The following is a 21587-nucleotide window of genomic DNA, read 5'->3' as shown; positions in this document are numbered from 1 at the left end:
TGTCGATGTTTTCCACAAAAGGAAGACCGGCAGGGTTTTACACACCAACTAACTAATTCAATCTGTTAACTCACTACTATTTTCTTCTGAAAATACCTGCTGAATACTAAAAACAACACCCCGCAACAGATCCATGTGGGAAGGGTTACAAAAGACAGGAATATATCAAATTGCAGAGAAATAAAGTAAAACACCGCAAAACTGACGATCCATGCCAGAAACACCGCAGTATTAAACCGGCTCCCGGTCTTTTCTGCATAGAACTTCCGCACACCGCAACGGTCGGCAAAAAAATGTTCGAAAACAATAATTGCCCCGAAAGGTGCCAGGATAAATCCGTACAACGCTACAAAATCCAGTAACTTCATGGCTATTGCAGGGAAAAGTCCTGCCAGAGTAGCTATTCCCCCTGCCAGCAGGGTGACCTTAAATGTAGATGCTTTGGGCATCACGGCCTGAAATGCCAGCCCTGCCCTGTAAATAGTAGGATTGGCCGTAGTCCATCCGGCAAGGATTACCGCTATGATACCGAATATCCCTATAGTATTATATGCAAGTGGTCCCGGAGCTACAGAAGGTGCCTGCCCTTCAGCCAGAATAGATTGTACCTCGGGAGAGCGCAGGTATACCGCATAGATCAATGCCGCTGCAATCCATGCCATGTAATGCCCTACATACATTCCTGCCGCACTGGTCCATCCTACCGAAGCTTTTTTGGCATATCGGAATACGCTTAGGTCTGACATTCCTATATGCATGGCCGCGTTGGCAAACCAGGACCATAACATTACATGCCAGAAGGTATATTTTACCTGCCCGGGAAAAGGCTCGGAACCTTCACCCCATACATTCCAGAAATCCGAAAAACTCGAAACACCAAGCTGATTTAATGCTACGATTCCGCACAAAAGAAATGCTAGCACGATAATCGGCGACATCCAGTTTGCCGCTTTGGATACCATGTCATAGCCCCGTGCTGCAATGACGGAGATCACCAGGCCTATGGCTATAACTATAACAATCCAGGTTATACCGTTTGGCATCGTATCCGTTAGCCGGGGCATTTCCATATTAAATGGAATCCCTACTGCAGTCGCAGATATGGTAATCATAGATCCGGCGAGGAAGCAGAACAATATACCATTGGCAAGGTTATATCCGGTAACCAGGCGTTTTCCGCAAATTTTTTCCAGTTGATAGTATAGCGTCCATCGGTATTTAACTGCAATTTCCGCCGTGAGGAACCGCCAGCTCAGCACAGCCAGGAAATTTCCCAACAACAATCCGATAATCAGATCAAAGGCACTTACCCCCGTGGTGAGGAACAGGGGGCCGATAACAAATTCGGTCCCTGCTGCGTGTTCGCCGGCATACATACCAAGAAAACTCTTCCAGCCTTTCCACCGCGATTCCGGGACCGCTTCCCTTTCGTATTCTCCCCCGGTGGAAGAGGTCAGTTCGAGTATTTGTTCTTCTGTATGCGTTTGTTCCATATTGTAAAAATTAAGGGTTGGTTGGAGCACCGTTTTAAACTACATCTCTTTTGGAAGAAAGAAGCAGGGGCGCTAGTTTTTCCATTTTATAGGTTTTCTTTAAAAATTTGGGGCCTGGCTTTTCTTCGGAGATCACCATAGCCGCACCCAGGGCAGACCCAAGTGAATTCCGTGTTGTCCTCACCTTGAATTCCCGGAAATGATGGGACATTAACTTCACGAAGACATCGTTATCCGTAAAGCCACCATCTATAAATATTTTATTTATTTCAGTGTTCCCTATAGCCCTCCGAGAAGTTTCCACCTGCAATTCCATAAGTTCAATCATCAGCTGATGAAAAGCTTCTTCGAAAGTGGAAAAGGGAGCCAGGTCGGTTTCATTCAGTTTTTTCCTTCGGAGTCTTATCCCTTCAAACTTAAAATGCATGGACGGGTTGGAAATAAGTTTAAGATATAATCTCTTGTTGAACTTCACTTTCCGGTGGTATCCATAAGCTTTGCCGTAATATTCTCCCAGTTTTTTTACCTGTATACGATATTCGTTTCCCATAAAAAAACGGGTGGCTTTGACTCTTTTCCCATTGGTACGCATGTAGTTCAGACAATTGTTCTCCACATCTTCCCCGGAGAGCCCTTCTTCATTAAACGGGTTCAGGGAAATACTCCAGGTTCCGGTGGACACCAGCAAAAACGGTTTCTTTTCACTCAGAATATAGGGTAAAAGCGCAGCCGAACTGTCGTGTATCCCCACCCCGATCTTGATTTTCTTCCGCTTATAAGTCATGCTCAAACTGGTCCCGGAAGGTACAATGGGAGGAAGTTTTTTATCTATTTCTTCTTTGTATACCCAACGGTGATAATCGTTGGCCTCATAATTCCACAGCCCGGTATGGCAGCCTATACTGGTATAATCACTAAGCGGAATACCGGTGAACAAATAAGACAGGTATTGCGGAAAATGAAGAGCGTATTTAATCTTTTCGAATATTTCCGGCTTGGTCTTCTTTATCCAATACAATTGCATTCCGGAATTCAGCATTCCCGCCTGTGGAGAAGCGGTTTCAGTCGCAAAGGACAGTTCGTCGCCATAGGTCTCATAAAATTCCTTTGTAATTTCTTCCGGTACAGGTTTGGTGTAATTGTACAGTGGTGTGAGTACATTTCCCTTTTCATCCACATGTACAAAGCTGGCCCCGTAACTGGAAAAATTGATGGCTGTTACTTTGTATTCTTCCGCATGAAGGATACGATCGAGAAGTCCTTTCAGCCATTGTTGCAACTGTTCCAGGTTTTCCGCGGCATAGCCGTCTTCATCTTCTGTTTCATCCAGCATGGTATATTCCCTGTACACTTCTTTGAAATTAGTGTCGAACAGGAAAAACTTCTTATTTGTCTTTCCGATATCAAAAACAGCGGTTACCTCGGTTTTGGCGGTCATCGGTCCAGGTTGTTTAATTTGGTTGGCATGGGGAGATCTCCCCATTATCTGTTTATTTATAGTCCTGTTGCTCTTACTCTCATTCCTCTTTCTTCAATCAGTCGTTTTCTCACTTTCAGTTCGCGGTAGGCCTGTATGGGACACATAGCACCTCCCGAGCGAAGCCGGGCTTCCCGGAGTAAAGGCCTTACATCCGTACGGTAGGCATCCTGTAAAATTTCCTGGCATTGCACCACATCACTGTCCTGTTGTGCATTCGTAATAGCTTTTCGGTCTACCAACAGAGCCTGGGCATAGGCAATTAATATGGCTTCAAGTGATTGTATGAGGTCTTCCAGCGGATCCTTTATGTTATGACTGGCATCGATCATCCAGGCCAGGGAAGGATTCTGCGGATTATTCTCCATACCATAAACCAGTTCGTTAAAAATAAGGAAAAGGTTATATGGCTTTACGGAACCTACAGTAAGATCGTCATCTCCGTATTTGCTGTCATTAAAATGGAATCCTCCGAGTTTGCCCTGCATCATCAATGTAGCAACAATCTGTTCTATATTGGTGTTGGGAAGGTGATGCCCCAGATCTACAAGAGTAAACGCCTTTTCTCCACAAGCGTTTGCCAGCATGAACGACGTACCCCAGTCCTGGATTACAGTACTGTAGAAATTAGGCTCGTAAGGCTTGTATTCGATTAATAATTTCCAGTCTTCCGGTAACTCCCTGTAAATAGTCTTTAAACTGTCTTCAGTATGTCTAAGTGTAGTCTGAAAATTGTATTGCCCCGGAAAATTAGCTCCGTCTGCCAACCATACGGTCAGGCTTTTGGACCCGAGCTGTTCCCCGATGCGTATCACTTCAATATTATGCTCAACGGCCTGTTCCCTGGCTGCCTGGTGCACACTGCTCAGAGAACCGTGCCTGTAACTTTGGGCCGCGCCTTCCTGGTCCTGGAAGGTGTTAGAATTCATGGCATCAAAAGTAATTCCCAGGGAATCCGCCAGTTCTTTTACGGCCTGTACGTCCTTCGGAATATCCCAGGGAATATGCAAAGACACCGCACCTGCGGTTTTAGTAAGCTGATGTATTATACCGATATCTTCTATCTTTTGTTCCAGGGAACCGGGTTCTCCACCATAGGAGAAACGCCCGAATCGCGTTCCACCGGCCCCCAATGCCCAACTCGGTAGTGCTACCTGGAAGTCCGAAAGCTTATTTACTACCGTCTCTATAAGAGATTCGGAATAGGCTGCTTTCAATCCTTCCAGGTTACGTTTATGTGTGTCCGTACCGGTTTTGTTCAAATCGGTTATTTCCTGCTGGTCAATTCTCATACTCTATTGTATTCCAGGTATATCTTGTCAAATTTAATGTCATCTTTTTTTATCGTACAAAAGCGTTGGCCATACCACCATCCACATTAATGGTATTCCCGGTGCTTTTATCCAGTATTCCCAACAGGGCATACACGCCTCCGGCAATATCTTCCGGACGGATGATCTCATTCAGGAGATTCCTTTTGGCATAGTGAGCGGGAAGTTCCTCTACAGTTATACCGTAAGCCCTGGCTCTTCCTTCGGCCCATTCGCCTTCCCATATTTTACTCCCTACGATTACACCGTCCGGATTTACGGTATTCACCCGTATCTTGTCCGCTCCCAGTTCGGCTGCGAGAAGACGCGACATATGTTGCTGGGCTGCTTTGGCCGTACCATAGCCCACGTTGTTTGGCCCGGCTACAAGGCCATTCTTGCTGGCTATACTTATAATATCTCCTCCAAGATTTTGTTTTTTCATAACATCTACCCCGGCCTTTGCCAACAGAAACTGTCCTTTTACCAGTACGTTTTGCAACAGCTCCCAGTCCTCTTCCGAAGTATCCGGAAGGGATTTGGAAATGGCCAGTCCCGCAGAATGAACTATGATATCCACACCTCCGAAATCCATACATGCTTTCCGGAATGCCGCTTCAACAGACACTGCTTTGGTAACATCACAGACCGTTGAGGAAACTTCATCTTTTTTATAGGTCTCTTCGGCTTCCTTCAAAAGATTTTCGTCCAGGTCCGTAAGTACTACATTAGCTCCCTCCGCTACCAGCTTATCTGCTATGGCCTTACCTATACCTCCGGTGGCCCCTGTAACAACAGCAACTTTTCTGGAAAGGGTCTTTTCTGCGGGCATACGTTGTAATTTTGCCTCCTCCAGTAACCAATATTCTATATCAAAAGCCTCCTGCCGTGGCAGGGACGTATATTCGCTTATGGCCTCAGCCCCGCGCATGACGTTAATGGCATTAATATAAAATTCCGATGCCACACGTGCGGTTTGTTTGTTTTTGGCAAAAGTGAACATGCCCACCCCGGGCCATAGGATCACTACCGGATTGGCATCGCGAATGGCCGGGCTGTTTTCCCGCTTACAACTTTCGTAATATTCCTCGTATTCTTCACGGTACTGCTCAAATGCCGGTTTCAGTTTTTCAAGTATCTCTGCCGGATTGGCCAGGTCCGTATCCGCATCCAGGCGCAACAACAGGGGTTGTATCTTTGTGCGCAGAAAATGATCAGGACAGGAAGTTCCCAAAGGAGCCAGTCTTTCCAGGTCGTTACTGTTTATAAACTGCAAAACCCTGTCAGCATCTGTAAAGTGTCCTATCATTCTTTTTTCGGAAGAACAAAGACCTCTTAACAACGGTGCTATTGTCGCCGCCTGATCTTTCCTTTTCTGCGGATCGAGGCTTTTTATCTTTTCCCCGCCAAAAACACTGCCATTGGATTTTACACGATCTTCTATATATGCGGATGCCTGTTCAATTACCTCAAGGCTGTTTATATAACACTCATAAGCAGTATCTCCCCAGGTGAACAATCCGTGGCTACCCAGTATAATTCCCCGTATTCCCGGATTATCCGCAAGGCACTTTTCTATCTGCAGCCCCAGGTCGAATCCCGGACGCTGCCACGGTACCCAGCCCATAGTGCCTCCCCAGATCTCCCGAGTTATTTGCTCACTGTCCTTTGCCGCTGCAACTGCTATCAGGGCATCGGGGTGCAGGTGATCTATATGTTTAAAAGGCAAAAGCCCGTGCAGTGGTGTATCTATAGAAGGTGCCTTACTGTTCAGATCATATATACAATGATTGAATAAGGCCACCATCTCATCTTCATGTTCCAGCCCCCGGTATACCTTTTTCAGGGACCGTAGTTTATCCACGTACAGTCCGGCCAGTCCGTTTCTGGTCAGGCTGCCTATATCTCCCCCGGAACCTTTGATCCACATGATCTCCGTATCCTCACCGGTGAGAGGATCTTTTTCTATGGTACGGCAACTCGTATTTCCTCCTCCGTAATTCGTTATCCGGAGGTCCGATCCAAGTAGGTTGGACCGGTAAAGCAGCAGATCCACTTCATTGCCCTCCATAGCGGCGGCCTTTTCCTCCTCCCATAGGTAGTCCACATATTTGAAATTTTTCTTTTCCAGTATTTTCATCGATTTACATTTTTAGTTCCCAAGAACATCCCCTGGCCTGTCTCTGAGGCCGGCCGGTTATGTCTCGTTTCATGGATTAAGATTCTCTATTCAAGCATGGACGAAAATATAAGTTATACGCAAAACAACTATCCTGTGGTGTGCTGCTCACAAGTAGTTAATTATTAGATATTCAAGATATAGTGTAGAATATACACCAAAATTATTTAATTTTACCTTTTAGAAAAAATTTATGCACTAATTTACCAAAACCTCCATATATTAACACTAAAAATACCAACTATGAATATTGCACCAGCTATTGCAGACATAAGGATAAACGAAGATTCGAGAGTACCGAAGTACAAACAGATCGTAGATTCTATTATAGAGGGCATTGCAAGGGGGAATCTTAAAATAGGAGAGAAGATACCTTCTATTAACGAACTGAGTGAAGAATGCTACCTTTCCAGGGATACCGTAGAAAAAGCCTACCGGTTGTTAAAAGAAAAAAAGATTATTGTTTCCGTTAAAGGCAAGGGATATTATACGGCACGTACGGACCTTATTTCCAAGATCAACATTTTCTTTATGGTAAACAAACTGAGCTCCTATAAAATGCGGATATACAATTCCTTTGTAGACCGTGTGGGGGTTAACGGCCATGTCAATCTTTTTATTTATCACTGCGAAGAGTCCCTCTTTGTAAAAACCCTGGAAAAGAATATAGGGGCCTATGATTATTATGTCATCATGCCGCATTTTAAAAATGAAAAAATGATGCATATCAGCAATACGGACGAAGTGTTGAAAGCCATAGAAAAGATCCCAAAAGACAAATTACTGCTGATGGACAACTGCAAACCATCCGTGTCCGGAAAATATGCTTCCATCTACCAGGATTTTGAGAACGACATCTACCAGGCATTAACCGAAGGACTGGAAAAACTGAGTCGTTACGATAAACTCATTCTGGTATATCCCCAAAAATCCATCTATCCCTATCCGCTTCGCATACTACACGGCTTCCGTAAATTCTGTGTGGAACACTCTTTTGATTTTGAGATACTGAATGAAATTTACGACGATATGGGATTACAATCGCGTGACGCCTATGTTATCATTGAAGAAAACGACCTGGTCAATCTGGTAAAACAGGTACGGGAACAACACCTCGTATTGGGAGAGGACGTCGGCATTATTTCCTATAACGATACTCCTCTTAAAGAACTTTTGGGCATCACCGTGATCAGCACCGATTTCAAAGTAATGGGAGAAACCGCTGCAGATATGCTACTCAATAATAGCAAAGACCAGGTAAAAAATGTGTTTCGTTTTCTCGACAGAAATTCGGTATAATACAATATCGGCGTATCTTTAAGGAATCGAAACCATTGCCCATGTCAAATTCAAAAAGCGTCTGTGCGTATTTCCTGCTTTTCCTTTTTTGTTTAGGCAGCTACGCACAGCAACTGCATTTTAAAGAAGAAAGCGATAAAATAACCCTTTATGAGGGAGATTCTCCATGTTTTTCGTATCAAAAGGAAACCAGATCGGAAAACGGAAAATTCCCCAGGGCCAATTATATTCACCCGCTCTATGGCCCCGAAGGAGATATTATCACCGAAGATTTCCCGGAGGATCACCTGCATCACCGTGGCATTTTCTGGACCTGGCACCAACTATTTGTCCGGGGAAAAAGAGTAAGTGACCCCTGGTTATGTGAAGGGATCCGGTGGAAAGTAGATTCGACCCGAACCGACGTTCGTAAAAATTCCGGAATATTAAATACTGTTGTTTACTGGGTTACCGATTCAGAAGAATCCGTTATCCGCGAAGAGGCCAGTATTTCCTATACACGGAAAGAAGGTTATTATCTTATGGATTTTGACATTTCCCTGACCGCCCTGACGGATGGTGTAGAAATAGGAGGTTCGGAAGACGATAAGGGATACGGAGGATTTTCGGCCAGGATCAAATCGTCTGACGGAATAACATTTTTCTCCGGGCAAGGCGAGGTTGTTCCCCAAAACACCCCGGTAAAGACCGGTGGATGGGTACAGGCTATTCCGGATTATAACACAGGTAAAAAAGAACAAACCGGGATCGTTCTTTTCTGCGATCCCGGTAACTTGCCTTCATTTCAGGGCTGGATACTCAGAAAAAACAAAAGCATGCAGAATGCCGCTTTTCCGGGAAGAAAACCGATTCCCATACCCAAAGAAAAACCCTTGAAATTCCGGAACCGGCTTATTGTTCATCCGGGAAACCTGACCACTGCGGAAATTCAGGATATTTATCGCGACTTTATCCGGTAGTTCTTCGGAATAACGCTTTTTGCTATGGCATTTTTGCCAGGCCCTCCCAGTGAACATTCCATGCCCCATTTTTCGGAAAACCGGGATTTTCACCTTCGCTACCATCCCAACCGGCACACATCATAGCCACCGCGATTAGTATTCCTCCGTTACCGGGAAGATACAACCGCAGGCGTTTATCCTGGTAATTATGTCCGTTAGGCAGGTAAGTATTGGTAGGTATATCCATAAACAAGGCATCCACCGCCTTTTCCGGCAGGCCAAGTCTTGCTGCTGTCATGGCTGTCATCGGAAAATCCCAGCCCCAGGTATCTTCCCACACCCAGTCTTTCCAGATAAGATCAAATGTATTACGCATGATTTCTTTATCCAGCCCGGATGTTTCAGGCAACATACCATAAGTTCCGAATACGGACGGATGATCCGTTTTATATTTCGGATTGGTATAAGAATCCGTGGCGCTTTCGGTGGCAAGATAAACACCGTCCTGCACCGGAAGCGGGGAAAGTCCGTTAAGCACATCATCCCATTTGGTGCTTTGTTCTTCACCGAGGCGTTCTTTCCATTGTTGCGCCGTTTCCAGCCCCCAACGCCAGTACGCCAGTTCGTAGGTGGGATTAAATGTTTCTTCCGCTTTAAAACGTTCCTGCGCCGGAATCACCACGGGCCCCAGCATATATCGCTTTTTGTCCTTATCATAATGTGCGAACGACGCCATAAAATCTGCCGTAGCATAAACCAGTTCCTTATATTTCTCCAGCGTTTTCTTGTCCGGGTCAGCGCGGTAGAGCAATTCGGCAAAGGTAATATAATGTGGTTGCTGCCAAATAAGTACCGATCCTATGGAAGACGGGCATTCATTACCGTATATATCGGTCATTTTCTGCCATCGGACTCCTTCAAATCCTTGTCTTTCGGCAATTTTCCCTGCTTTCCGGGATACTTTGGCATACCAGTCCATACTCTTCTCCAGCAATTCCGGCCGACCCCATAACGGGAAATGTACACCGTGCCACCAGTGCATTTCCAGATGCGGCTTCCCGAACCAACTGTTATGGGTAAGCCCGGTTTCCTGTGGCGGGGCGTTTCCTGCACATTGTATCCTGGTAAGGTACTGGGAAAGTACTACCCGCCTTTCCAATTCCGCCGCCCTCGGGTCCGTACATTCCGAAAAATCTATTGCTCCCCCGGAATTCCAGAAAGACTCCCATCCATCGGTACTCGCGGATTGTACCTCTGCGAAAGAAGGCAGGGAAACTTCTTTATTCCCTTGGGAAGCAAACAAACAGGTCATACTGAAAGTGTCTGAGCCTTTATCGGGAATCACCACAAAATAGTGCGGTTCTTTCTGCTCTGCCATTCCCTTTTCCTTCCATTGCATCTTAACGGCATAGGACATCGTATCCAGCGTATGGATAATTTCCGCCTTGTCCGCTTCCGAAACAGTCAGTTCCGTTTTGTGCTTCCCGGCATTTTCCCGGTTTACACCAACATCTGTCCATTCTCCCGTAGGATAGGGAAAACGAAGCCTGATTTTGAGGCGGCCTTCTTTTATAAGCGCGGATTTTACTTTTAACCCTATAATATCTTCTTCCGGGTGTGCATCGGTCCGGACTTCAACCTTTTCTCCTTCCACAGTAAATGAACTTCGTATTTCCCCGGCCCATAAATCGAGCTCCTGGCGGATGTCTTTTACATCTTCCACGGCGATCATGCTTCCGTCCTCTTTGTATATCTCAAAGCCCAGGTTGCCGAGTTGCAGACGGTGCGGGTTTTTGCGGAACCAGTCGGCAGCATCCCTGTTTCTCCCTGGTTCGGAGGACCTTTGTACGGCATATGTGATTTTACGCCCATACTGGTCATAAGATTTAAGGCTTTCCTCAAAATTGTATCCTATCGTGTCTTTAAAACTGTCCCATCCCCATTCGGATTGTGTTCCGAGCGGAATGCCTTTCTGATAAGTTTCCGGAAAGGTTTGTAAGCCCGTAATATCTGTGGTAAAGGCGAATTTTCCATTTCCAACAGAGAGCGAAGCCAGTGTATCCGCCTCTTCTACTACTACATTATGTCTTTGTACCAGTGCTTTCCTGTCTATATGTTCCCCTGTCTCCTGTTTTTCTTTCTTGACGCCGGAACAACTTATCCCTGCCAGTATCCATAGGCCAAGAACGATCTTTTTAGATATGCCTTCCGGGTTTAATATTCTATATTTCATGTCTTATTATGATTGGGTTTTGCGGTTATTTTTAGTACTCATTTGTGCAGTATTTGGTTGGGCATATCCCCCTGGACAATTATGACTACGAAAATCTCTTTTTCTACACTATTTTAAACACAAAAGATGTTGAAGTTCCGTATTTTCCTCCTTGTCCCGCCGTAAAAAGATAGGAAGGTTTACCATCTGTAAACAATACCTGCGGCCTTTCCAGACGTCCATACCGTTTTAGATAGCCGGGAGGCGGGGGTTCGTTTGCGTAATCTTTGAGAGGATGATATCCGATGGAAGGTTCTCCCCAATGTATTCCATCCGTCGATTCCAGATAAAGCCCTACATCATCACTAAAAACTCCCATATCCCTGGCCAGCATCCGGAACCGGTCTTTTTCGAGCCAGATAAAAGCATCCTCGAACTGGGCGTTTCTTCCCCTGCCGGAAAAATCCACTATCGGGTTTCCTTCGTATTTCACATAAGGCCCCTGCAGATCTTTTGCTACGGCCAACCCATATTTCCGGTTACCCCTCACGCTTTTCCCGGCTGCCTGCTCATACTCCAGGGTATTCCACGATTTATAAAACAGCCAGTATTCCCCGTTGGGGTGTTTTACAAAAGAGGGGTTCGTTGTACAATGATCGTCCCACGCTCCCTCTTTACCTGTTTCCAACAAGGGGCTGTCCGGGCGTTGCCAGAGGCCGTACAATGAAGAAGAGGTAGCAAGGCCTATACGTTTGGTATTGGTTTTCCCATTGGAATTTCCCATGAAAAACAGGCAGTATTTCCCATCTACATACCGGATATGCGGATTGTGACAGGTAGTCGCATCCCAATAGTCTCCGTCACGCGGAGCCAGTACCACACTAACAAAACGGAACGGCGCTTCCGGATGATCGGCTACGGCATGACATATTTCCGATCCCCTTATCCATCCGCTCATCGATTTTTCTGCGGCCCACCTGGAGAAAAACACGTGAATTTTACCATCCGGTCCCTCTATAGGACTATTACACCAAACATAATATCCTTCCATCTGCAGTCTCCTGCCTACAGGTACCAGTCTTTCCGCAAATCCGAAGTTTTCCTCTTTTTCCGGATTACCTGTGGAAAATCCCGTTCCCGGGATCAGGAGGCCGGCAGAAAAAAGGGATATACTTTGTAAAAAATCTTTTCGGTCCACACTTTAAAGTTTTATGTGAATGTATAAAGGCTTTATTGCCAATAAACATTCCCGGTATTCATAATTTATCATTTCAGATCACGGAGAAGTGTTACGCTCATCAGGCCGATAACCACATCATTGGCTACAGATCTCAACTTTATGGTTTTTAACTCCTTTTCCGGGTTAAGCGGTAAATCCAGAATAGTAGCCGCCCCTCCTTCCACACCAAACTCAGTAAATCCTTTTATCGGAGTATATGCCTTGAATTCCTGGGAAATATTCCCGCTTTTCAGATAAACACGGGGTGGTTTTGTTTCTCCCGTAGTAAAGGCATATCCATCGATAAAATAGTCCTGTTCTATCGGCCACCAGTTTTCCGGATTTTTAAGCGCCAGTTCTTCTTTGGTCCCGTCTTCATATTCCACGGTGACCATTCCGTTAATAATCCTGCTCTGCATGGGATTGGTAGACCCGGCCATGACCAGGTACAAATGTGAAGCTTTACCATGCAAAGGAATTGCTGTTTCCTCCGGATAATTGTCCCACATAGAGGTAAAGATTATATTATCTTTTTCCTTCTCCCCGGGAGTCATGAAAGGAATTCCCTGTGGTGTCTCCACATGGTTGTCTTTCCCTGCTTTTTTACGCCAGCCGGAATCGTCAATATCTGTTTCCACTTTCGGATAGCACCAGTTCCCTATACCGTGAACGGGCAATTGCAAGGTAGGTGACACCGGCCGGGGAGACAGGTATTCATTTCTGAAAATGTCAGTGACACTGCTGTTAAAAAAAGACGAGAGGTCCAGGGTTTCCCATTGTGAACCGGTCGGGGCCTGTACATCCCAATCCCGGAAATTCGTATTTAAAACCTCTTCTTCATCCGACCTCAACACCAATACATTGCTCCCCGGAATAAGATTTCCGGCAGGGACCTCTACGGACGTTTCGGAGTTAGCGGCTAAAGTAATATCTGTTACGTATTCTTTTACCCCGGGATTAACTACCAGTTTACCCGTGAGCTCTCCCGGGGTATTATTGCGCAAGACAATCTCTTTTCTTTCTTTTTTTACAGTATCCTTCTTAACCAAACGGACAACCTCTACTTTAGGCCGTATCGAAAGATCCAAAGGCTCCCACCAACTGAATTGACCTTGTTTCAATTGTAAAAAAACCGATTTTTCTCCCGGGGTATCCTTTACCTGTGCAATTAATTTGCCCCCCGGGAATGACGGGTTTTTCAATATCTTTTGAGGATCGTGAATTTTTTGTATTTCGGCAGGACGGAAATCCATCTGGATTTGCTCTCCTATGGAGACGTACGGCCGTACGTCTCTATCCGGGTAGGTTTTTTTCAGGTCATTGCCTTGCCATTCCACTACAACATCGTATCCGGATTGTTCCGGAGCGGTTATTTCCAGGACCGGGCTGTCTACGGCCTGTTTATCTGCCTTCCATCCGACTTCTTTTCCGTTCACGGTTACGGACTTTATTGCGTCTTTGGCTGCCCTTAATATTAACTTCAGGTGCATTTCCGTCTTAAACCTTGGAATAATGGTATATTCTTCCCTGTTTCCGTTTTCTTTATAGTTAAAGACAATATCCGGAACTTCAAGGGATGCATGGTCCCAATCCGCCGGGAACCCCGGGGTAATGGTCAATGTATCGTTTATGGCATCGGGCTGTATTCCGAAAAGTCCTTGTACCAGGGTTCGTCCGGCCATTCCGACAGGGTCAGCAAAATCGCGATACAGCTCCCCTCTCATGGCATCATAAAAAGACAATTGGTGAAATCCGCCGGGACTGGCCCCGAGGTACATGCTTTCTACGAGTGCACTCTGCCACAGACGAAAAGCTTCTTCCTGCCTGTTTCCCTGCCAATAGGCCAGGGCGGTATGTAATACTTCCGCCAGGGCCACATTGTTTACCGACCATGTATAAGGCTGCCAATTGGTAGTGGACAACGTATACAATCCCTGTTTGCCCAGTCCTTTTGCCTGTACGGGAATGTGTGGTATTTCCGTATCTGCATACCGCAGCAGCTGCCAGGCCCGGAAGGGATCGGGTATGCCGGCCTCCATAGCGTGGTAAACCGTCCATAATCCCGGATAAGGATGCAGCAATTTATTGCCCATCCGGTCTTTATATTCTGCATATCGTCCGTTTTCCGGCATCCATAATTGTCCATTGACCGCATGATAGATATGCTGCGCTTCCCTTTTGTATGGAGCAGTATCTTCCCCGATCTTTTCGGCCAGTTGTGCCATTATCTTATTGGCACGGTAGTTATATGCGGAAGAATGGGTAACCCCTCCGCTGTTATACTGAAGGGCATCACTGGCCCATATAGAGGCATAGGCATCGTAAATTCCGTCCCCGTCCGGATCGAAATTGCGTTTTTCCCAGGCGAGATGCCTCTCCAGGACCGGCCACATTTTCCGGAGGAAATCCATATCACCCGTCCACCGGAAATGGTCGAGCAACTGATCGATAAAAACCAGGTTCATATCGTAATGATGTGCTTTGGTATTATTATCGGGATTCCGGCTTATATATCCGCTGCTGAACAGGGACGTACCTATTTCTTCTTTTTGTCTTGCCAGGTTGAGCAGCGTATCTGCCACCACCGGCCCTGTGGCCGGTTCGGTAACCTGGGAATTCGCATAACTGCCGAAATGTAATCCGGCCCTGTCATGCCAGCCCAGTGGGTCGGCCACATATGCTCCCCGCCAGCCGTTGAGCGGCATCCGCCATGCTACTGCTCCATGGCGATAGGCGGGAGCCTCCCAGATAGCATCGGCGGCAAAGGCCAGGGCCCCTCCCAACGTATTGATATAAGGATCGGGAGTACGGACCTTAACCCGGTTTGCGAGTTGTTTCCGTGCTTCTTCAGCATACAGAAATTGTTCCGAAGGGTCGTCCTGAAGTGAAAAATCATCTTTTCCCCCTCTTTTGAGCAGCCAGAACAGACTTTCCGAAGTTTGTGCCTCCAGTTTTCCTGTAATTACGGGAAGGGAGTCCCCTTCGGAGGCATTTATGGACAGGGGAGAGGATTGTTGTCCGGCATCTGCAATATGCACCACGGATTTTTCCGGAAAAACCCCGAACACAGACTTATCGTTTTCCCGTTTTTTCTTATTATGGACAGAACCGTAACGGAGCATAAACGATTTTTCCCTGATGTCATAGGTGTTTCCTGTACAATATTCCGGTTTCAGATAAAATACCGATTCCGGATCGGCTCCTATGTCACCGTTACGGGAAAATTTCTTTCCGCTCGCTCCGCCATATACCCAAAGAAGTTCGGTCCCTTCCGGGATCGCTTCCATATCTGCCTTGAGAACAAAACCTTCTTCATCTGCAAGCGCCAATATCCGGAGATGCAGGGCTCCTTTACCCAATAGTTTATCCTTTATCGTATATAACATACTTCCGGGACGATAACGGGTGGCAACAGAATCGCAGTCAATGATCCACTTGCTATCTTCTCCCCGGATAATTCCAAGCTTAAAATTTCCTCCCATGCCCGGCATATACATGGCAAATTCCGGAAGGTCCCCGGCCTCTACCCGGAAGCCGGTATTGGTGCCGTACAGGGCCCTGTTGAACCTTCGCCTTCCCTTATGTAAAACAAAATCATTTCCCTCGGGCAGATAGTGGACTTCCCGCTCCTTATCGTGCCACCATGCAGCACTCTGTGCTTCCTCTGCCTGCGGTTCGGGACCGCCACAGGAGAGAAGGCTTAAAGCAAAAAGCATAACCAATAACCGGAAGGTATACATAAGGGCCTGTTTTTTGTTCGTTACGCAATTTCTTTCTTTTATTTAAATACCGTATCCTGTACAGTCCTGTCCGGCAGGCAAAAAAGTATCAAACAGGGTAGAGGACAGTGCTTTTTTATCCTGGTTTACAAAGAGAACCCATTAAAACTATTCCCATTTAGTTGAAAAATATCCTTTTTCAACATGTCCAACAGACTTTCCTTCTGCAGCTATTGGCTACGCAACTCAAAAATTTGATCGGGCAAAAAATGCCTGATTATTAGTTGCAATCGATATTTATTCCAGGTCAAACGTTAAATAAATTGTGTTTCAGCATAGTACAGGATGGTTTTCTATATCGTTGAAAATAGTTTTGATGTGTTAATAAAACCAAAACTATTTATGAAAAACCATATTCTAAAGCTCTTCTTTTCAGCTTTATTTCTGGCAGGTATATCTTTTGTCAGTGCCCAGGAGGTAAAGCATATAGAGGGTAATGTTATCGATGAAAACGGTGTGCCCTTACCTGGCGTAAACGTGCTGATAAAAGGAACTACAACAGGAACACAAACTGACTTTGACGGACATTACAGTCTTGAAGTTTCAGAAAACAACGTCATTGTTTTTTCTTATATAGGAACGAAAACGATTGAGTTGGTCGTTGGAGAAGCAGCAGATTTTAATATCCGGATGCAAGCAGACCATTCCGAACTCGATGAGGTAGTGGTCGTGGGCTATGGAGCGGTAAAAAAGTCTGATTTGACCGGGGCAATATCTTCTGTCTCCGCCGATGAATTAGCTTCTGTTCCGGCAATGAATGCCGTACAGGCACTTCAGGGGAGAGCAGCAGGATTAAATATTGTAACCTCAGGTGGTGCTCCCGGGGCCGAAGCGAATATTACCATCCGGGGAGGGGCATCGATTACTCAGGATACCGAACCGCTTTATATCGTAGACGGTTTTCAGATGAGTAACGCACTTAATGTAATTAATCCGAATGATATTGAAAGTATCGAAATATTAAAGGACGCCTCATCCACAGCCATTTACGGAGCCCGGGGGTCTAACGGTATTATTGTGATTACCACTAAATCCGGAGAAACAGGAAAAACAAAGGTTTCTTTTAATTCCTTTGCTTCGTTCGACAGGCTTTCCAAAGAGCTGGACATGATATCCGATACCGAAAATTTTGTAAGGTATCAGTATGAAATGGCCCAGCTGCAAGGTAAAACGACCCAATGGAGTAATGTTTTTGATAACAGTCTGGGGACAGATACTCCCGAATTTTATACAGGTACCTTTGGTCGTATTAACAATAGATATGCTTCTGCCAATGCCATAGACTGGCAGGACAGGATGCTGGGTGGATCGGCCTTAACTCAAAATCATAACGTTACTGTTACCACCGGTACTGAGAAAACGCAGGCTTTTCTGAGTTATAATTACAACGGGCAGGACGGTCTCCTGGCAAATCACAACGAGAAGAGAAATTCTTTTCGTGCCAAAATCAATTCGGAACTTTATAAGGGGATCCGACTGGATGTTAATACCATGTTTTCAAACATATCAACCGATGGAGGTGGTGCCTATTCCGGTATGAAAAAAATACTTCTCCAACCGATAAACGGAGGTACTTTATTTACAGAAGATCAATTGCTAAATACGCAGACTTATCCGGACTTTTCGGCACTGGATTCTACTTACGATACGGAAAACCCGCTTATAGAGAATAATGCTTCTACCTCGAACAAGCGTTCCCGTACCTTTATAGTAAATGCAGGTGTAGAGTTTGATTTTCTCAAACATTTCACATGGCGTACATCCGGCCAATATACCTGGTCAAACAGTAAATCCACTTCCTTTTCGGATGAGAATTCCAGAGCATACCTAACAGACCCTGTAAATACGGGGATTAACGGAAGTATTGGTAATTCCGAATCGTACCGGTACCAGATAACCAATACATTGAACTACAATCAAACCTTTGCTCAAAAGCATTATGTGAATGTGTTGTTAGGGCATGAGGTAAACTACAGTGAATCGGAAAATAACGAGATCGAGCTCAGGCAATTTCCGTATCCCAATTTCGGATTGGATGACATATCCAATGCAACGGTATCCGATAAAGAAACAGGGCATTCACGCAACGGCCTGCTTTCTGTTTTCGGACGTGTAAACTACACGTATGACAATCGTTACCTGTTAACCGCAACCATAAGAGGAGATGGCTCTTCCAAATTTGCCAGAGGCAACAGATGGGGAATATTCCCTTCCGTATCGGGAGCATGGCGTATTTCGGAAGAAAATTTCTGGAAAAACGGCAATATAATGAACACGGTAAACAACTTAAAGTTACGTGTGGGATACGGTATTACCGGTAATAACGGAATAGATGATAATCTATACCTTACCAATGTGTCTCAAACAGATTACCCTATAAATAACACCATTGGTAATCCGGCTTACGTTACCAGCAATACCTTAGGCAATGAAAACCTGAAATGGGAAACACTAAAAGCTACTAACATCGGTATGGACATAAGTATGTTCAGGAGTCGTATAAAATTAACAACCGAGTGGTATAACAACAATGTCAGTGATATGCTTATGTCCAGCTTGGTTCCCGTTTCCACAGGGTATACCAGACAATATCAGAATGTAGGGACCATGCGTAACCGCGGATGGGAATTTACACTGGGTACCGTAAATATAGAATCTAAAGATTTTCGGTGGACAACCGATATGAACTTGTCATTAAACAGGTCCAGGGTAATTTCCCTGGAGAAGGGCCTGGATCAACGCACATTCAGTGTCGGTGGTAACAGAACAGGTTCTGTCACCTATTATGCAGTAATTGACGAACAACTGGGAAATATGTATGGTTATGCGTATGACGGACTGTACACCACAGATGATTTCTCAGAGAATGCCGACGGTACACTCACCTTAAGGGAAGGCGTCGTTAAACCCTATGGCGACGCTACCCCGAGCCCCGGTGATATTAAATTCGCTGCGGATAATGAAGAAGGGGATCAATTTACCCGCGAATTGGTTAAAATAGGGAACGGTACTCCTGACTATACAGGGGGTATCAGCAATACATTTACATACAAAGGCTTCGACCTGAGCGTATTTATGAAATTCAGCGTAGGTAATGATATTTATAATGCAACCAAACATAGTTTGAGCCCGTATGCGCTTTACCAGAATGTCCCCGAAGAATTCGGGAATAATTATTACCGGGTTATAGACCCTTTAACAGGCAGGCAGGCATCGAGTCTGTCAAGATTGAGAGAGTTAAACCCCGATGAAGCTTCGCGTACCTGGAGTTTAAATACGACCAACTCAAGCTATATTACCTATCCATCATCGTATTATGTAGAAGATGGGTCTTATCTGCGTATTGCACAGTTAACACTGGGGTACACCCTACCTGCAAAGTGGGCGGAGAAAGCCTATATGTCTAACGCCCGTTTCTATGTTACGGTCAATAACCTGGCTACAATAACGGGTTATTCCGGTTATGACCCGGAAGTTGCGGCCGCAGAGGGTGTTACTGTTACCCCCGGATATGACAGTTCTACGTATCCGCGTTCCAGAAGTTTTGTTCTCGGTATTAATCTAACATTTTAATGTAAACTATTACAGACGATGAAAAAGATATTCAACATAAAAAAGAGGTTACCCGTATTATCGCTAATAATAGTTGCCTTCGGCATCAGTTCTTGCGAAAAGGATTTTCTGGATATGCCTCCCTATAACTCTTCCGATACCGAATCGGTATTTTCTGACATAGAAACAGCAGATATGTTTGTACAAGGTTGCTATCGGGGTCTGGTGCCTACCGAAATGTTTTATCAGCTGGGAGCAGGAGAAACGGTCATGCATTCCTGCGAGGACGGATCTACCAATAATTCCAAGTACAACATCTGTAATTATTATTATGACGCCACTTCTCCTTTTACCGTGACCACTATTTATGCGGAAATGTACTCCGCCATAGAATCTGCCAACATCGCCATCAGCAGGCTAAATGCCATGGAAGAGAGTGATAAACGCAACGCTTTGCTGGGAGAAGCAAAAGCGATCCGTGCTTTCTGTTATTACAACCTCATCCGCGTGTATGGTGATGTCCCCGCAGTGTGGATTCCGCTGGAGGAGATGAACCCTGATGATGAAAATACCTTTTACCCTTCACGCTCACCGCGGGATGAAATATACGATCATATTATCACCGATATACAGGAATCCATAGACGATATCCCCTGGTTATCGGAAAGTGGGTTTCCTACAAACGAACGTCTGACTAAACAAGGAGTCTATGCCCTGCTGGCCCGTATAGCACTTTATGCCGGGGGCTATTCCCTGCGTTGGGACCTCAATAACCCCTCCGCAGCTTCAATGGCACGTCGCAATGATAATGACCGCGTCCGGGAACTATACCAGATCGCCAGTGATGCCTGTGAAGAGATAATAGGCCGGGGCGCCAATCATTTGATACAGGACCAGGGCGGAATGAGCGGTTTTCAGTATTTATGGTATAACTTCTGTCAGCGCAATTTTACGAGTGTTGATACCGAAATACTCTGGCACACGGCACAATATGGGCCAAATACCAACTCGAGTTTCGGGGTATACGCCCACCCCGGTTCCAGAGGTGGTACATTTGGTTCGCGTAAGGCCATGCAATTTATGCTCCCTACCTACTACTTGTCTTTTGATGAAAACGATACCCGACGGGATGTCTCTTGTACTGCCTACAGTATTTATTTTTTAGATAACGGAAGTTCAAGTGATACCTGGGTAGACGTGGGGACCACGTATTCCTCTATAATGCCCGGTAAATTCCGCATTTCGTGGTGTGTAGAGCCACAAGCGGCGAGCAGCCGGAATCTCAACATTCCCGTTTTACGTTATTCCGATGTGTTGCTGATGTACGCAGAAGCACAGAATTACCTGAATGGAGGCCCCACAGGAGCTGCTATGGATGCCCTGAGAGCAGTAAGAGATCGTGCCGGTATAGGTGCCATGCCCATACCTTCCGGGCAACAGGAGTTTGAAAAGGCTATAGTACAGGAACGCAAATGGGAATTTGCAGGCGAATTTAATCTACGTACCGACTTAATCCGGATGAATCGTTTGACCGAAGAATTGACCGAGGCCCAGCAGGCCATAAAGAACCTTTCTGACCGTACCGGTGAATATGCTGATGTTCCTGCATATCGTTTGTATAAATATCATGAGGACGCACAAAGCTATGGCGATGAATTTCTGGCGGTAGATTATATAGATTTAACTAATACAACTGAAATTGCAGCAGTTCAGGACTTACCTGCCGATGCGTCCGGTTATGATGATTTTCAGCAGACCCTGGCCGATATAGCAGCTGCTCACGGCATTTCTGTCGAAAGCGGGGATAAATGGTATCCTGTAAATATGTTCGAAGCCTATACCAGTACTTTTAACGGTAATGCCCGTAAAGCAGTAGGGTTCCGAGGCGGCTTTAATACATTGCAAATCGGGGCCATTATTTACACGCAACCTACAGGTTCCGATGAAAACGGAGGTCAGTACCCCAACTGGATCGAGGCCCCGGGAGGTGGTGATGGCCTCTATTACGGTTTCCGGGAAAATCGCACCGAATTGCTCCCTTTTGCCGCCCAGTCTGCCGGTCACCCCATGATCGATAACCCTAATCTGACACAGCTCCCGGGTTATTAATAAAAAATATAATGTTT

At 45.5% G+C, this 21587-nt stretch carries 11 protein-coding genes; 4 read left to right on the top strand and 7 right to left on the bottom strand.

The window, feature by feature from the left end:
• Positions 1-65: 65 nt before the first annotated feature.
• The 4 genes from ACVBDY_RS18750 to ACVBDY_RS18735 are packed head-to-tail and all read right to left on the bottom strand — an operon-like array spanning position 66 to position 6420.
• On the bottom strand, positions 66-1493 hold the full coding sequence (locus ACVBDY_RS18750) for a purine-cytosine permease family protein (RefSeq protein ID WP_447176997.1): 1428 nt from the start codon (positions 1491-1493) through the stop codon (positions 66-68).
• 34 nt (positions 1494-1527) lie between these two features.
• Entirely contained in the window at positions 1528-2931 is a 1404-nt protein-coding gene (locus ACVBDY_RS18745) for an FGGY-family carbohydrate kinase (protein WP_447176996.1), read from the bottom strand.
• Positions 2932-2987: 56 nt separating this feature from the next.
• The gene (locus tag ACVBDY_RS18740) at positions 2988-4262 is read right to left on the bottom strand and encodes a sugar isomerase (RefSeq protein ID WP_447176995.1); all 1275 of its coding nucleotides are present in this window, start codon (positions 4260-4262) and stop codon (positions 2988-2990) included.
• Positions 4263-4311: 49 nt separating this feature from the next.
• Positions 4312-6420, bottom strand: coding sequence for a bifunctional aldolase/short-chain dehydrogenase (locus ACVBDY_RS18735; RefSeq protein WP_447176994.1), 2109 nt, complete (start codon positions 6418-6420; stop codon positions 4312-4314).
• Positions 6421-6702: 282 nt separating this feature from the next.
• On the opposite strand from ACVBDY_RS18735, the gene ACVBDY_RS18730 reads away from it, so the two are divergent.
• Positions 6703-7758, top strand: a complete 1056-nt coding sequence (locus ACVBDY_RS18730; RefSeq protein WP_447176993.1) for a GntR family transcriptional regulator — start codon at positions 6703-6705, stop codon at positions 7756-7758.
• 41 nt (positions 7759-7799) lie between these two features.
• Entirely contained in the window at positions 7800-8717 is a 918-nt protein-coding gene (locus tag ACVBDY_RS18725; RefSeq protein ID WP_447176992.1) for a DUF6807 family protein, read from the top strand.
• 22 nt (positions 8718-8739) lie between these two features.
• Here the strand turns inward: ACVBDY_RS18725 and ACVBDY_RS18720 are convergent, their stop codons facing one another.
• From ACVBDY_RS18720 to ACVBDY_RS18710, 3 genes are all read right to left on the bottom strand, one after another.
• On the bottom strand, positions 8740-10932 hold the full coding sequence (locus ACVBDY_RS18720; RefSeq protein WP_447176991.1) for an RNA methyltransferase: 2193 nt from the start codon (positions 10930-10932) through the stop codon (positions 8740-8742).
• 103 nt (positions 10933-11035) lie between these two features.
• Entirely contained in the window at positions 11036-12109 is a 1074-nt protein-coding gene (locus ACVBDY_RS18715) for a glycoside hydrolase family protein (RefSeq protein WP_447176990.1), read from the bottom strand.
• A gap of 68 nt (positions 12110-12177) precedes the next feature.
• The gene (locus ACVBDY_RS18710) at positions 12178-15870 is read right to left on the bottom strand and encodes a DUF4450 domain-containing protein (RefSeq protein ID WP_447176989.1); all 3693 of its coding nucleotides are present in this window, start codon (positions 15868-15870) and stop codon (positions 12178-12180) included.
• Between the two features lie 381 nt (positions 15871-16251).
• Here ACVBDY_RS18710 and ACVBDY_RS18705 point away from each other — a divergent pair, with 381 nt between their 5' ends.
• Together ACVBDY_RS18705 and ACVBDY_RS18700 are read left to right on the top strand one after the other, a co-directional pair.
• Positions 16252-19482: a SusC/RagA family TonB-linked outer membrane protein gene (locus ACVBDY_RS18705; protein ID WP_447176988.1), complete on the top strand. Its 3231-nt coding sequence runs from the start codon at positions 16252-16254 to the stop codon at positions 19480-19482.
• An 18-nt stretch (positions 19483-19500) separates the two neighbouring features.
• Positions 19501-21570: a RagB/SusD family nutrient uptake outer membrane protein gene (locus tag ACVBDY_RS18700; RefSeq protein ID WP_447176987.1), complete on the top strand. Its 2070-nt coding sequence runs from the start codon at positions 19501-19503 to the stop codon at positions 21568-21570.
• Positions 21571-21587: the final 17 nt, after the last annotated feature.

This window comes from Sinomicrobium halophytocola, from assembly GCF_052983395.1.
The sequence above is the reverse complement of the archived record's forward strand: the minus strand, read 5'-3'. Positions and strand labels throughout refer to the sequence as shown.

What these genes read in the sequence shown, in the direction of transcription:
- ACVBDY_RS18735 (WP_447176994.1), bottom strand. Translation starts at nt 6,420, where the DNA reads ATGAAAATACTGGAAAAGAAAAATTTCAAATATGTGGACTACCTATGG.
- ACVBDY_RS18710 (WP_447176989.1), bottom strand. Translation starts at nt 15,870, where the DNA reads ATGTATACCTTCCGGTTATTGGTTATGCTTTTTGCTTTAAGCCTTCTC.
- ACVBDY_RS18750 (WP_447176997.1), bottom strand. Translation starts at nt 1,493, where the DNA reads ATGGAACAAACGCATACAGAAGAACAAATACTCGAACTGACCTCTTCC.
- ACVBDY_RS18740 (WP_447176995.1), bottom strand. Translation starts at nt 4,262, where the DNA reads ATGAGAATTGACCAGCAGGAAATAACCGATTTGAACAAAACCGGTACG.
- ACVBDY_RS18705 (WP_447176988.1), top strand. Translation starts at nt 16,252, where the DNA reads ATGAAAAACCATATTCTAAAGCTCTTCTTTTCAGCTTTATTTCTGGCA.
- ACVBDY_RS18725 (WP_447176992.1), top strand. Translation starts at nt 7,800, where the DNA reads ATGTCAAATTCAAAAAGCGTCTGTGCGTATTTCCTGCTTTTCCTTTTT.
- ACVBDY_RS18720 (WP_447176991.1), bottom strand. Translation starts at nt 10,932, where the DNA reads ATGAAATATAGAATATTAAACCCGGAAGGCATATCTAAAAAGATCGTT.
- ACVBDY_RS18745 (WP_447176996.1), bottom strand. Translation starts at nt 2,931, where the DNA reads ATGACCGCCAAAACCGAGGTAACCGCTGTTTTTGATATCGGAAAGACA.
- ACVBDY_RS18700 (WP_447176987.1), top strand. Translation starts at nt 19,501, where the DNA reads ATGAAAAAGATATTCAACATAAAAAAGAGGTTACCCGTATTATCGCTA.
- ACVBDY_RS18730 (WP_447176993.1), top strand. Translation starts at nt 6,703, where the DNA reads ATGAATATTGCACCAGCTATTGCAGACATAAGGATAAACGAAGATTCG.